The sequence below is a fragment of the Gilliamella sp. LMG 34362 genome (genome assembly GCF_984569125.1).
On the sequence record NZ_OZ474902.1, the window covers coordinates 2,447,134 to 2,461,147 of the forward strand.

The window sequence follows — 14,014 nt, forward strand, 5'->3', positions numbered from 1 at the left end:
TTATTCAATCTCCTCATTAACATCTTCATCTTGTTCTTCTCTATTATCATCATCCAAAATAAGTGATGATTCTATTTTAATCGCTTCACCATCTCGAATTAAGCGTAATTGCGCTTCTTGCGCATCATCACTACTGCGAACATCAGCACCAAAGCGGAAAATAGATTCATTTATACGAAATCGACTACTATCGTTACCTACAATAAAGAAGATCATGCCTAGTCGACGTAAGCGATTTAATGCGGTTTTTACTTTATCAAATAGTTTTTGACGATCTAAGTCAGATCCCGTTGAACGTTGATTAACTAATTTCAACAATTTACTTTCATCCGCTAAGGAAACCAGTTCATCAAAAAGTTCTTGCAAAGTGAAAATACCTTCATGCGCTAATCGTTCTGGGCTTAAATAGAGATAGCACAATACTTTACCCACTAACATGTCTAATTCAGAAAGAACTGAACGGGGAATTAAAGTGGTTGAACGAGGACGAAGATAAAAAAAGCCTTCTGGTGCACGAATAAGCTCAACATTATAACGTTGATAAAACTGTTCAAGTTCAAATTGAAAATCCATCAAAAATGCATGATTATCCAGTTCATCAATACCAATATGGCGGCCTGAGCGTAATAAACTATCTAGTTCAGGAAAAATTGGATTGGCAATAGCTTGAGCCAATTTCACTGGCATATATTTATCTATAGACGCTTGAGAACTTGCAGCAATACGTCCCATGACTTCATCGAGATGATGAGCAGTTTGTTCCATTTCTATATCTTTAGTATCTGTTGATGACATGTGCTTGTACCTTAGCTCCATAATCGTTAATAGGTTTCCATTCGGCAGGAATACCAAGTAAATCACTTTCGGCAATACCTAATCGAATAGCCTGATCAATAAACAATCTTGCAATATCAAAATGCTGTTCTCGTGGGAACTGTGCTAAATAACTATGAATAGCAATACTCATATCAAGTGGTTTATTTTCTTGTTTAAAGATCAATAGATTTTGTTCAATATGTGCAACTATATGCTCTTGAATTTCTTCAATCATTTCAAATTCGAGTTCAGAAGGTAACTCACCTGTCACTTCAGCTTCATGTAATGCCAACTCTTCGTCACGCATATCCAGTAAACGTTCAGCATTCGCAAAAGTAAGTGACCATGGTGAATCAAAATAGCTTTGGATCGATTTGCGTAATCGTTGAGAAAAAACTCGATTCTTATCTAAATCAATTGCAGTACGAATAAATTTATGAACGTGCCTATCATAACCTATCCATAGGTCTATTGCTTTTTGTCCCCAACCGATGATTCGGTCTAATTTACCTTGTAAATCAATAACTACATTATTAATTTTATCTAACTCAGGATTATCCAAAGTCGCATCTTGTATTAAAAGCAAACTAGCTTGTAACTTATCGCCAGCCGCTGCTAATGTATCTTGTAATTCACGTAAGGTTTGCGATGTTTCTGTCAGTAAGCCCTCACAGCTACTAATTGCCGCCTGCCAATCTTGACTTAATAATGCAGAAATATTTTGTTTTACATCAGCTTGTTGTTCATCCATCACTCGCTGAGTGATATCAATACTATCAAAGATCTCAGCTACTGAATATTTTAAAGGTGCGAAAACATTACGATGCCAATGTAAATCATCACCACCTTCAAGAGCAGCATCTGCGGCACGTTTTAATTCTTGTGCAACAATTGAAAGCTGAATTGATAAACGTAAAGTCGAGAATTCTCGTTGACGAATATAGTAATCAGATATACCAATTCCCAAAGGTGTCAATCGATAAATAGAATAACCATCGGTCATTTCGCTAGCAAAACGTGTGATTAAACGCTGGCGTACTAAATCATTAATCGCATTATTAGCACGGACAGTAATAGTATCTTCACTTTGCTCAAAAATGTGTGAAACATGTCGAAAACCATCAATTAATTCAGATTCAGTCATTTCACCATCAAAGCGTTCACTGTTTAATACAGCTATTGCCAACAAAAAGGCTAATCGCTCAACAGGCAAAGCAATCGAAAAATCATTTTTTTTTGCCCAAGAGACCAGTTCTGGCACTGATTGGGAAAAATCCATCATAGTGATTCCTTAATTAAGGATGTTCAGAAAGCCTGACATCTTAAAATAATATGAGAAACACAATATATTGTGTTATGGACAAAATTTTATCGATTATATAACAAATTGTAGTAGTTAAAAATAGCTGAGTTTAGGATTTATTATTAGATGTAATATACTATATTCCATTTTCTCAAATTACTTTTATTACCTTAATCAAATTGGCTTCTATAGATACAAAAATAATAGAATATTAACCTACAACTGGTGCTTTCTATAAATCCAACAAAATTGAAGCGCAGTGACAACTTATCAATTACTGCAAATAAAGAGGGTAAACCGCTGACCAGTACTCCTGTCACTATTGATGTAGTTAATAATTTAGATAAAACAGAGATATCCAATGATAAAGGGCAAGTAACTATTAAACCCAATCAAAGGCCAAATGTTATTGGGTTGAAATTGACTTGCTAGTAAAAATAACCAACTAGCGACACAAGATTAATTTATATTTAAAAAACGGGATTATTATCCCGTTTATTATTAATCATCTGATTAAACTTCAGCATTAATTGGACGAGGTATAAGAAAACTACAAATTAGAGCTAATACCGTAATCGCTAATCCAAGTAACATGCCATTAAAATAACCATCAATTGAACTACCATTCATCATCTGAATTGCTGGTAATAAAGCAAAACTTAAGCCTGCGCCTAAATTAAATGCACCAGCATTCATTCCTGGTAGAAAACCTGGGTTTTCGCTAGGAGATAAAACAACACCTAAGCCATTTAAGATAATATTGGCCATGCCTGCGTAGAAAATACCTAGCACAATAACCCCTACCGATAAAATAGGTAGAGAATGAATGCCATAAAACATAATAACTAAAATGCCAATAACACAGCCCACAAGACCTAATTTTAACACATTGTTATAACCCATTGTTGGTGCCAACCTTCCGGAAAATGGTCCCACAAACCAACCAATTAAAGCATAAGGAGTAAGAAAAATGAGTGAAGCCCAATCCGCTTCTAATCCAAAGCCAATCTCATGATTTTGAGCAATTGACATGACCAAACCATTAACAATGGCGAAAATACCTGTCATGGTTAAAGTTGTTGTTAATAATAAAGCCCATGTAGCACGTTGTTTCAAATGATTGGTGGTAACAAGTGGTTGTTTATTTCTTTTTTCTACATGCCAAAATAGAATAAAACATAAGATAGCAAACAGTGTTAATGCTACCACAATCAACCAATTTGCATTACCCAGTTTACCCGCTTCATTAAGCGCGAGTAATAGCGCAGCTATGGTTAAGACAATTAGCAAAACACCTAACCAATCCATTTTAGTGCCTGCCGATGGTTTGGATTCGGAGGCAAAACGGTGAACAAATAAAGTGGAAATTGCAGCCACTATAGCTATAACCCAAAATACAGAACGAAAACCGAAATGAGTTGCAAGTAGACCACCAGCTATCGCATCAACACCAGCAATACCACCATTTACTGCTGTTATTATTCCCATTAACATACCATATTGTTTAACATCTTTTACTTCAAAACTTAACATTAACAAGCATAGAGGTACGACAGGTCCAGAGACACCTTGAATAATCCGCGCGGCATATAACACTTCAATATTTTGTGCAACAGCAGCTAAAACTGTACCTAATGTCATGACTAATAACATAGCTGTTAAGACTTTTTTTCGCCCTTTTATATCACTTAATCGTGGTAAAAATAATGAAAATAGAGCTGCTGCTGTGAAAAATGAGGTTTGCGATAGCCCAACAGCAGCATCATTCGTTCCTAACTCTTTTGCTATGGTTACTAATACAGGGCTTAACATACTAGCATTAAGTTGGAAAGCAACACATGCAGCAAGCAAAGCCATCATCAATGTAAATACACTGGATTTATCTTTACTTTTTTCAATCATAGATTAACCTCACCTATTCGTTCTAGGGAGTCAACAATTAAATCCCAAAAACCAGTATGATCAAGTTCAGTTGCAACCTGAGTATGACAACTATCATCAGGAGGAAAACGAAAATCAGCCACGGTCATTCCTAAAGTTAATGTACCTGTCAATTCAATATCAACTGGCACTCGTTTAGTTTTTATTAATTCAGGATTTATAACATAAGCAACAGCGCAAGGGTCATGCACTGGCGGATAAGTAAAACCTTGAGCTTGTTTATACATTTTTCCGAAGAATTCCAGCATTTCCAAAACAAATTTAGCTGGTTTTGTTTTTATTGCAGATATTTTTTCAATTACTTCTGGTGTAGCTAATGCTTGATGGGTAAGATCTAATCCAACCATAGTAACAGGCCATTTTTCATTAAATACTATGTGAGCAGCTTCTGGATCTATCTTGATATTAAACTCTGCGACTGCGCTCCAGTTACCAACATGATACCCACCACCCATCAAAACAACTTCTTTTACTCGTTCAACAATTTTCGGCTCTTTACGTACCGCCATTGCAATATTAGTTAAACCGCCTGTTGGAACCAATGTAACTGTTTTAGGGGGATGTGACATAATGGTATCAATGATTAAATCAATAGCATGCCTTTTATCTAATTGAATTGCCGGTTCCGGTAAAACGGGGCCATCAAGTCCAGAGTCACCATGAATATCAGGTGCCACTTCTACATTTCTAATTAAAGGTCTTACCGCTCCTGCAGCAAAAGGTACATTTGTAATATTAGCGATACGTGCAACAGATAATGCATTTCGAGTTACTTTTTCTAATGTTTGGTTACCAACAACCGTAGTTACCGCTAGCAATTCAATATTTGGATTACCATGAGCTAATAAAAGTGCGATAGCATCATCATGACCGGGATCGCAATCAAGGATAATTTTTTTTGGCTGATTCATCATAAATCGGTTCCTCAAGTAAATTTATATATTTGCCATTCGTTTAAGCACATTTTGATGCGATGGCATATTTGATGCACCTTCACGCTCAACGGCTAAAGATGCAAAAGCTGAAGCATAAACTGCTGCTTGATAAAGGTTTTCTCCTTTAGCCAATGAAGCACAAAAAGCGCCATTAAAAGCATCACCAGCACCAGTTGTATCAACAGGAACAGCTAAAAAAGGCTTAATATGTTGATGATGTTTTCCATCATAGATAAGAGAACCTTTACTACCTAAAGTAATAATGACTGTTTGAATCCCTAATGAATAGATTTTTTCTGCTGCAAGCTTAGCACTATCGAAATCATTAACTTCAACTCCTGACATTAAACTTGCCTCAGTTTCATTCGGAGTAACAATATCGATATAAGACAATAACTGCTGAATATCTTTAGAATAAGGCGCCGGGTTTAACACCACTTTAACCCCCATTGCTTTAGCTAATTTCATTGCATTTAAAACAGCATCAATATTATTTTCAAGTTGAACTAATAGAATATCAGATTGTTTAAGATAACTTTCTAACATTACAATTTCTTTATTAGTAATTGTTAAATTTGCACCAGGATAGATGGCAATCATATTCTCGCCATTCTCCTCAGAAACATAAATGACAGCATTGCCAGTAGGTTCTTTATCTGATTGATACAAAGTAAATGAGTTAATTTTCGATGAAGAAAGATGATCATGAGCAAATTGACTAAATTGGTCAGTTCCCACTTTTGCGACAAAATGAACTTTTGCATCGGCATGACTTGCAGCAAGCGCTTGATTAGCACCTTTTCCACCTGGACCAATCATACTTTTTTGCGCCAGAATTGACTCACCACCTTTTGGAAATCTTGCTACTTGCGCAACAATATCAACATTAAATGAACCTAAAATACAAACATTACCGTTCATTCTGTCTCCTATTTTTTTAAATTTCTGTTTTTTATATCTCGTCATTAATGAGGTAATACACTCTTTATCAGTAACATTGCTTACTAGTCTGTGCCTTTTTATCATGGCACCACCGTGACAACGAATAACTAATAATTGTTTCGCCAGCGTAGAAAGATCTTTTCTAATAGTCTCTTTAGATACTTCAAATATTTCCGAAAAATATTGAACACTACCTCTTTCATGTTTATCTAAATAAGCTAAGATAGCTTTTTGTCTTTCTTCTAAGAACATAAAGTAAACCTCTTGATGATTAAATCAAAGTATAGCTGGATTAAATCATTAAAAGAGTGATAATAATCATAACTTATGAGATAAAACAGAAGCAAACGGAAGTAAGATAGGTTGGACTCGACTGCTTTAAAAATAGTAAAATTTAATGAAAATTATTCATTTTATTATTGTCACATCTATTAGTAATAACTATCAGCAAAACAACTATACTTTTGCTATAACTCATAACGCTATATCAAGTTATCATAAAAAATAATAATCTAATTTTGATAATAAAAAATTAATTCCTTACTCGCACTGTCGCTAATTTATGCTAAAATCGCAAAACATGAATAATCTTTCTTAACATAAGGATGTAACGCAATGCATATCGGTATACCAAAAGAACGGTTAGCCAATGAAGCTAGAGTTGCAGCAACACCTCAAACCGTTGGACAACTGTTAAAACTAGGATTTACAGTTTCAGTAGAACAAGGTGCTGGGCATGCTGCTCATTTCGAAGACCAAGCTTTTATTGATGCTGGAGCCACTATTCAAAGTACAAAGGATATTTGGCAAAATGATCTTATTTTAAAATTTCATGCGCCAACTGATGAAGAAATCGCTCTAATGAAAGAGGGATTAACGCTTATCAGCTATATTTATCCTGCTCAACATAAAGATCTTTTAGAAAAACTTGCAACTAAAAATATCACTGTAATGGCGATGGATTGTGTACCTCGTATTTCACGAGCTCAATCACTTGATGCATTAAGTTCAATGTCGAACATTGCTGGTTACCGTTCAGTTATTGAAGCAGCAAACCAGTTCGGTCGTTTCTTTACTGGACAAGTAACAGCAGCAGGTAAAGTACCACCAGCAAAAGTGTTGGTAATTGGTGCGGGTGTAGCGGGCCTTGCTGCAATTGGTGCGGCAGTTAGCTTAGGTGCTATTGTTCGTGCATTCGATACCCGACCTGAAGTTGCAGAACAAATTAATAGTATGGGTGCTGACTTCTTAGAATTAGATTTCGAAGAAGAAGCTGGTTCCGGTGATGGCTATGCTAAACAAATGTCTGCTGCATTTATTGAAGCAGAAATGGCATTATTTGCTGAACAAGCGAAAGATGTTGACATCATTATTACTACAGCATTAATTCCAGGTAAACCTGCACCAAAACTTATCTCCAAAGAGATGGTTGAATCGATGAAACCAGGCAGTGTTATTGTTGATTTAGCAGCCTTAACTGGCGGTAACTGTGAATTAACTAAACCAGGTGAAGTATTCGAAACTGATAATAATGTTAAAATTGTTGGTTATACTGATTTAGCGAACCGTATGCCAGCACAAGCATCACAATTATATGGCACTAACATTGTTAATTTATTAAAACTACTTGCCAAAGAAAAAGATGGCAACATTGATATCAACTTTGATGATGTAGTGATTCGTGGTGTAACTGTAGTTAAAGATAAAGAAATAACTTGGCCTGCTCCACCTATTCAAGTTTCAGCCCAACCACAGAAAAAAGCGGTTGAGCCTGTGGCTAAACCTGAACCTAAACCAATGTCACCAACCAAAAAATATGGCATTTTAGCTTTATTTATTATTGCCTATTTCTGGTTAGCAAACTCAGTACCTGAAAGCTTTTTAGGTCACTTTACCGTATTTGCATTATCATGTGTAGTTGGTTATTACGTAGTATGGAATGTAACTCATTCATTACATACACCGTTAATGTCAGTTACTAATGCAATATCGGGTATTATATTAGTCGGTGCAATATTGCAAGTCGGTGATGATAATGGCTTAACTACGGCGATTGCCTTCGTTGCTATTTTGATTGCTAGTATCAATATTTTTGGTGGATTCTTTGTTACCCAAAGAATGCTAAAAATGTTCCAACGTGGCAAGTAAAGGAGATTATTGATAATGTTAAGTCATGGAATCATTCAAGCAGCTTATGTTATTGCTGCATTACTGTTTATCTTTAGTTTACGAGGCCTATCAAATCAAGAATCAGCTAAATCTGGAAACATTTATGGCATGATTGGTATGGCAATAGCACTTATTGCTGCTGTTGCTAGTATCAAAGGTGGACTGCACTGGATCATTATTGCTATGGTTATTGGTGCCGCTATCGGTCTTTATCTAGCTAAAAAAGTAGAAATGACCCAAATGCCAGAACTAGTTGCACTTCTCCATAGTTTTGTTGGTATGGCGGCCGTTCTTGTTGGTATAAATAGTTTCTTAGATCCGCACATGGTTGCACCGAATGAAGTAACAATTCATTTAGTTGAAATTTTTGTAGGTGTATTTATCGGTGCAGTTACCTTCTCTGGATCAATTGTAGCATTTGGAAAGTTAAATGGTAAAATTAGTTCAAAACCATTATCTCTCCCATATAAACACTACCTAAATCTAGCTGCAATAGTTGTATCAGTTATCTTGATGTTTATATTTATTAATGTACAAACTGGCGCAGGTGCATTAGTTTGTTTACTTATCATGACAATTATTGCATTAGTGTTTGGTTTCCACCTTGTAGCATCAATTGGTGGTGCGGATATGCCTGTTGTTATCTCAATGCTTAATTCCTATTCTGGTTGGGCGGCAGCGGCGGCAGGTTTTATGTTACAAAACGATCTTCTAATTGTAACTGGTGCGTTAGTGGGTTCTTCTGGTGCAATTCTTTCTTACATTATGTGTAAAGCAATGAATCGTTCATTTATCAGCGTAATTGCCGGTGGTTTTGGTAGTGATGGCAGTTCATCAAGCTCTTCAGAAGAAGAACAAGGTGAATACCGTGAAATGCAACCAGCAGAAGTTGCGCAAACCTTAAAAGAAGCTCGCTCAGTAATAATCGTACCTGGTTACGGTATGGCCGTTGCTCAGGCTCAAGGTGCAGTAAGTAACATTACTGAAAAACTTCGTGGTATGGGTATAGAAGTTCGCTTTGGTATTCACCCAGTTGCAGGACGTTTACCTGGCCATATGAACGTATTATTAGCTGAAGCAAAAGTCCCTTATGATATTGTATTAGAAATGGATGAAATTAATGATGACTTCCCTGATACAGATGTTGTTTGGGTAATTGGTGCTAACGATACAGTTAACCCAGCGGCAGAAGAAGATCCTAATAGCCCTATTGCAGGAATGCCAGTTCTAGAAGTTTGGAAAGCAAAAACTGTCATTATTTCAAAACGTTCTATGAATACCGGCTATGCTGGCGTGCAAAACCCACTATTCTTTAAAGAAAATAGCTACATGTTATTTGGTGATGCTAAAGATAGTGTTGAAAAAGTATTACAAAATTTATAATAATGTAAAAAACTGCGACTTAAGTCGCAGTTTTTTTAATGACAATTTTTATTTTTTGAATGTTTTAGATAAAAAACCAATAATGAGATCGGTAACTTCACGATGTATCTCCCCTCTCGCACGATAACCACCATCTTTACAAATAATACTTTCATCTTGTTTCTCTTGATTTAAGATATCTAATGCATTGGATTTACAAATTTGAATAAAACTGAAATGCATTGCATCTGGAATAATAATATAATTGGAGGACGATTTTGGTAGAAATTCTTGTACATAACCTGATTCAAGTTTGGCATCTGTATCACCTATATCAACTCCAGCACCAATAATAAGAGCAGGAATTTTAATTTTTTCTAAGCTATCTACGGTGAATCCTCTTGTCAAACCAGCATCTAGAGATATGAATGCCTTAATCCTAGGGTCTAACATACTCTTATTCAGTTCTGGATTGGCCAAACCAAGTTCTGACATCAAATGACAACCTTTTAAATATGAATACTTTTTACAATCCTCATTGAAAGTGTCAGTATTAAATCTAGCGCCAGAAAGTGCAATTACTGACCAACCACCTAACGAATGGCCTATAGCGGCAATCTGATTAAAATTAATAATATTTGTGAGTATTTGATCTTCAGCCAGAGCATCAATAGTTTTGCTTAAATCCTGCGGACGTAACCATAGTTTAGCTGACTGCTCAGTATTCTTATCAAATATGGTTGTTCCTGGATGATTAGGAGCTGCAACAATATATCCTTTTGCAGCTAATTCATGTGCAAGCCAGCTTAAATTTTGCCAACTGCCACCATAACCATGTGAAAGTAAAATTAATGGAGATTGAGTGCTCTTTATTTCCGGTCTTGCATCAGCAATAACTTCAGAACCAAAAAAAATAGCATTATCAGCTATAGTTATTAAATTTTGCTTATTATTAGTTGCATACCAAACAGCAATATCTAATGGTCTTCCATCTTGTATATCATAATGAATTCGCTTGAAACCAATATATTCTGATGCGTTGGAAATAAGAGGAAAAAGTAAAATAAATAAATTACACAGAAAAGTAACCTAACCATACATTATCCTTAACAAGGTTCTTTTTATTATAATTGAAATCTAAATTATAATTTGGGTATAAATATACAATGAAAGAAATGATCAATAATTTTCAAGTTTTACTTGTTCTTTATGATAAAGGTAATAGGCTCCTCGAGAAACCATTCGAAGTTGAAAAATAAGATCTTCTATTAATTTTTGACGCTGAATACTATCAAAGTCAAGCGCTTCAGCACCAGCATTAAAAGCAATGGTAACCATCGCTTCTGCTTGAGCTTCATTGTAATGATGTGGCATTTGATTAGCATTATCTAAATAGTCAACAAGCTCGACGATAAAATGCTGAATTTCACGTGCAATCGCCGATCGAAAATCAGAAGATGTTCCGGCTTTTTCACGCAGCAATAATAGAAATACTTTAGGGTTTTTATCTATAAATTCAATAAAAGTGGTTACAGAAGTCCGAAGCACACTGCCACCTTTTTCGATACGTTTTCGAGCTTGTCTTAACAATTGGCGAAGCGTTAAACCGCTTTCATCAACCATCGCTAAACCTAATTCATCCATATCACGAAAATGTCGATAAAATGAGGTGGCGGCAATACCAGCTTCACGAGCAACCTCACGCAAACTTAAACTTGCAAAACCCTGTTCAGCATTAAGTTGATTAAACGCAGCATCAATTAAACTTCGACGAGTTCTTTCCTTTTGCTGCGCTCTGATACCACCGGCTTTAATGTTTTTCATTTTCAAAATTCAGCATGATAAAAATATAAGTTATCAGTTTGTTTGCCCTAATAATCGCTCTTTTTCTGCAAATACTTTTGGCATATGATCGCGAATAGTTTTAGCTATAGTTTCATAACGAGCTCTTAGTGGAGAACCTGGTCGATAAATCAAAGCAATACTTCGCGTCGGTATAGGATCACTACAAGGAATATAACAAATATTATCGCGAGTACGCTCATTCGGTGCTGCCAACTCTGGAAATAAGGTAATACCTCGTCCAGCAGATATCATACTACGCAATGTTTCTAAACTTGTTGCTTTAAATTGTTTGTCTTCATCGATTCCGACTTGAAAACAATATCCCATTGCGTGTTCACGCAAACAGTGACCATCTTCTAACATTAAAAATTTTTGCCCTTTTAAATTAGAAAGTTTAACTGTTTGTTTAGTGGCTAATTCGTCATTTGCAGGAACCGCTAAAAACATTGGTTCATTAAATAACGGTAATTCAATAAATTGTGCCGTTTCTTTCACTTGAGCAATAATCGCACAATCCAGTTTTCCACTCTCAAGTTGAGCAACAATATTTGCTGTTTGAGCTTCATGCAAATAAAGTTCTAATTGAGGAAAAGATTCATGTAATACCGTAATTACATGTGGTAATAAATAAGGGGCAATAGTAGGAATCAAACCTATATGCATCGGACCAGACATCTCTTCGCCTTGACGACTAGCCATCTCTTTTAAAATTTGTATATTACGTAAAATTTCTTTAGCTTGCTCAACAAGCATCATACCGGTTTGGGTAAATAACACTTTGCGACTAGTTCGCTCAAGTAACATTACACCTAATTCGTCTTCAAGTTTTCTGATTTGACCACTTAATGTTGGTTGACTAACATTACAAGCATCTGCTGCTTTACGAAAGTGCCGAAATTCAGCTAACGATACAAAATATTCCAAATCACGAATATTCATAGTGTCCCCAAAAAATTATCAGTTAATGGTTATATACTCAGAAATCTAATAAATAGATATAAAATACTACTATTTTTTGTATAAAAATCATTTATAAAATAAGAGTATCAAATTCAGTAAAATTAATTAGTCATTCAAATACAGATAAAATCTGTTGTTGTGCATAACCTCTTGATGCTTAATAGGCTAATTTAATTAATTGTACTATATAAACTACTATTGTTGATAATTATGTTTAAAAAATCAAATAGAATCTTTGATGATTATAAACTATATCCTTTTACTCTACTTACCATAGCATATTAAGAAAAATGGAAAGTTAACCGTAATTGCGATATAATCGCGCGCTAGATTGCTATATAGACTATTATTAATTTGAGGTGTGCTATTTTTAAACAAGTTTCTCGCTTTTATCGTAAAATGTTTCAGCATGAAGAACGGCAAAAATCGCACTATGTCTCCATTTCTCGTAATGAACATAATATTTCTCGTAAAAATATAAGCGAAAATGCCTTAAAAGTTCTTTATCGCTTAAATAAACAAGGATATGAAGCTTATTTAGTTGGTGGATGTATTAGAGATCTTCTCTTAGGTAAAAAACCTAAAGACTTTGATATTGCCACAAATGCTACTCCTGAACAAATTCAAAAAGTATTTCGTAATTGTCGATTAATTGGAAGACGTTTTCGCCTCGCCCATATTATGTTCGGTAAAGAGATAATTGAAGTCGCCACTTTTCGTGGTGATCATGATGGCCAAAGTGAACAGACCAATATATCTAAACGTTCACAATCTGGCATGCTATTACGTGACAATGTATACGGTACGATTGAACAAGATGCTATTCGCCGTGACTTCACGATGAATGCCCTTTACTATAATGTGAAAGACTTTACTATCCGTGATTATTGTGGCGGATTAAATGATTTAAAAAATGGCATTATTCGATTAATTGGTGATCCGCAAACAAGGTATCGTGAAGATCCAGTTAGAATGTTAAGAACAATTCGTTTCGCGGCGAAACTTAACATGAAAATTGATCAAGCAACGGCAGATCCCATAAAAACACTTGCGCCATTATTAAATAATATTCCATCAGCACGACTTTTTGATGAATCTTTAAAATTATTGCAATCTGGTCATGGTTACAATACTTATATTTTATTAAAACAGTACCAATTATTTGAACAACTTTTTCCAGTAATTGAACGCTTATTTGTACAAAATAATAATGGTAATCTGGAAAAGATTATTGCTAACGTATTAAAAAACACTGATTATCGAATAGAAAACAAGCAACGTGTCAATCCAGCTTTTTTATACGCTGCGTTTTTTTGGTATCCAATTATAGAACAGACTCAGATTAACAGTATTGAAAGCGGTTTACAGTATTATGATTCTTTTTCTATGGCCATTAATGATGTATTAAGCGAACAATGCCGAATTATCGCTATACCCAAACGATTAACAAATGTAATGAGTGACATTTGGCGTTTACAATTAAGAATAAGAAAGCGTGAGGGGAAACGCGCCTTTGCTATTTTGGAACACCCAAAATTTCGTGCCGCTTATGATTTACTAGAAATGCGATCATCTATTGAAAAAGGTGAATTGTTAGATTTAGCCAAATGGTGGGATGAATTTCAACATGTATCCACCGAAAGAAAAATATCTATGGTTAAACAACTTGGTAAAAGCAATAAACGACGTATTAAACGTTAATTTTCATTCGCACTTTTACAAATAACCGCTATAATGTTTT

11 protein-coding genes and 1 pseudogene are annotated in these 14,014 nt (G+C 35.2%); 3 read left to right on the top strand and 9 right to left on the bottom strand.

Annotation, left to right across the window (positions count from 1 at the left end; genetic code table 11):
• The 5 genes from mukE to rbsK form a co-directional block, all read right to left on the bottom strand.
• Window positions 1–732: a chromosome partition protein MukE gene (gene mukE / locus AC5LWZ_RS11175; RefSeq protein WP_493464208.1), complete on the bottom strand. Its 732-nt coding sequence runs from the start codon at window positions 730–732 to the stop codon at window positions 1–3.
• Between the two features lie 43 nt (window positions 733–775).
• Complete coding sequence (gene mukF / locus AC5LWZ_RS11180) at window positions 776–2,098, bottom strand: chromosome partition protein MukF (RefSeq protein WP_086353907.1); 1,323 nt, start codon at window positions 2,096–2,098, stop codon at window positions 776–778.
• 534 nt (window positions 2,099–2,632) lie between these two features.
• Window positions 2,633–4,021: a uridine transporter UriT gene (gene uriT, locus AC5LWZ_RS11185; RefSeq protein WP_493463711.1), complete on the bottom strand. Its 1,389-nt coding sequence runs from the start codon at window positions 4,019–4,021 to the stop codon at window positions 2,633–2,635.
• Window positions 4,018–4,971 (bottom strand): uridine-preferring nucleoside hydrolase UriH, encoded by a 954-nt coding sequence (gene uriH / locus AC5LWZ_RS11190; RefSeq protein ID WP_370527995.1) that lies wholly within the window; start codon window positions 4,969–4,971, stop codon window positions 4,018–4,020. Before uriH ends, uriT begins: the two co-directional genes overlap by 4 nt.
• Window positions 4,972–4,995: 24 nt before the next feature.
• Window positions 4,996–6,189: a ribokinase gene (gene rbsK, locus AC5LWZ_RS11195; protein ID WP_198220977.1), complete on the bottom strand. Its 1,194-nt coding sequence runs from the start codon at window positions 6,187–6,189 to the stop codon at window positions 4,996–4,998.
• Window positions 6,190–6,552: 363 nt separating this feature from the next.
• Between rbsK and pntA the strand changes: the two genes are divergently transcribed.
• A complete protein-coding gene (gene pntA, locus AC5LWZ_RS11200; protein WP_198247361.1) occupies window positions 6,553–8,085 on the top strand; it encodes a Re/Si-specific NAD(P)(+) transhydrogenase subunit alpha in 1,533 nt (510 codons plus the stop codon).
• 15 nt (window positions 8,086–8,100) lie between these two features.
• On the top strand, window positions 8,101–9,489 hold the full coding sequence (gene pntB, locus AC5LWZ_RS11205; RefSeq protein WP_065650792.1) for a Re/Si-specific NAD(P)(+) transhydrogenase subunit beta: 1,389 nt from the start codon (window positions 8,101–8,103) through the stop codon (window positions 9,487–9,489).
• A 48-nt stretch (window positions 9,490–9,537) separates the two neighbouring features.
• Here the strand turns inward: pntB and AC5LWZ_RS11210 are convergent, their stop codons facing one another.
• From AC5LWZ_RS11210 to oxyR, 4 genes and pseudogenes are all read right to left on the bottom strand, one after another.
• Window positions 9,538–9,963, bottom strand: coding sequence for an alpha/beta hydrolase family protein (locus AC5LWZ_RS11210; protein WP_086363398.1), 426 nt, complete (start codon window positions 9,961–9,963; stop codon window positions 9,538–9,540).
• Window positions 9,964–10,089: 126 nt separating this feature from the next.
• Window positions 10,090–10,548 (bottom strand): annotated as a pseudogene (locus AC5LWZ_RS11215) (alpha/beta hydrolase family protein); the annotation flags it as partial.
• A 99-nt stretch (window positions 10,549–10,647) separates the two neighbouring features.
• Window positions 10,648–11,292, bottom strand: a complete 645-nt coding sequence (fabR, locus tag AC5LWZ_RS11220) for an HTH-type transcriptional repressor FabR (RefSeq protein WP_493463712.1) — start codon at window positions 11,290–11,292, stop codon at window positions 10,648–10,650.
• A gap of 33 nt (window positions 11,293–11,325) precedes the next feature.
• On the bottom strand, window positions 11,326–12,252 hold the full coding sequence (oxyR, locus tag AC5LWZ_RS11225) for a DNA-binding transcriptional regulator OxyR (RefSeq protein ID WP_198220981.1): 927 nt from the start codon (window positions 12,250–12,252) through the stop codon (window positions 11,326–11,328).
• Window positions 12,253–12,672: 420 nt separating this feature from the next.
• On the opposite strand from oxyR, the gene pcnB reads away from it, so the two are divergent.
• Window positions 12,673–13,974 (top strand): polynucleotide adenylyltransferase PcnB, encoded by a 1,302-nt coding sequence (pcnB, locus tag AC5LWZ_RS11230; RefSeq protein ID WP_493463713.1) that lies wholly within the window; start codon window positions 12,673–12,675, stop codon window positions 13,972–13,974.
• Window positions 13,975–14,014: the final 40 nt, after the last annotated feature.

What these genes read in the sequence shown, in the direction of transcription:
- uriT (WP_493463711.1), bottom strand. Translation starts at nt 4,021, where the DNA reads ATGATTGAAAAAAGTAAAGATAAATCCAGTGTATTTACATTGATGATG.
- mukE (WP_493464208.1), bottom strand. Translation starts at nt 732, where the DNA reads ATGGGACGTATTGCTGCAAGTTCTCAAGCGTCTATAGATAAATATATG.
- pcnB (WP_493463713.1), top strand. Translation starts at nt 12,673, where the DNA reads ATGTTTCAGCATGAAGAACGGCAAAAATCGCACTATGTCTCCATTTCT.
- AC5LWZ_RS11210 (WP_086363398.1), bottom strand. Translation starts at nt 9,963, where the DNA reads ATGTCAGAACTTGGTTTGGCCAATCCAGAACTGAATAAGAGTATGTTA.
- rbsK (WP_198220977.1), bottom strand. Translation starts at nt 6,189, where the DNA reads ATGTTCTTAGAAGAAAGACAAAAAGCTATCTTAGCTTATTTAGATAAA.
- mukF (WP_086353907.1), bottom strand. Translation starts at nt 2,098, where the DNA reads ATGATGGATTTTTCCCAATCAGTGCCAGAACTGGTCTCTTGGGCAAAA.
- pntB (WP_065650792.1), top strand. Translation starts at nt 8,101, where the DNA reads ATGTTAAGTCATGGAATCATTCAAGCAGCTTATGTTATTGCTGCATTA.
- fabR (WP_493463712.1), bottom strand. Translation starts at nt 11,292, where the DNA reads ATGAAAAACATTAAAGCCGGTGGTATCAGAGCGCAGCAAAAGGAAAGA.
- pntA (WP_198247361.1), top strand. Translation starts at nt 6,553, where the DNA reads ATGCATATCGGTATACCAAAAGAACGGTTAGCCAATGAAGCTAGAGTT.
- oxyR (WP_198220981.1), bottom strand. Translation starts at nt 12,252, where the DNA reads ATGAATATTCGTGATTTGGAATATTTTGTATCGTTAGCTGAATTTCGG.
- uriH (WP_370527995.1), bottom strand. Translation starts at nt 4,971, where the DNA reads ATGAATCAGCCAAAAAAAATTATCCTTGATTGCGATCCCGGTCATGAT.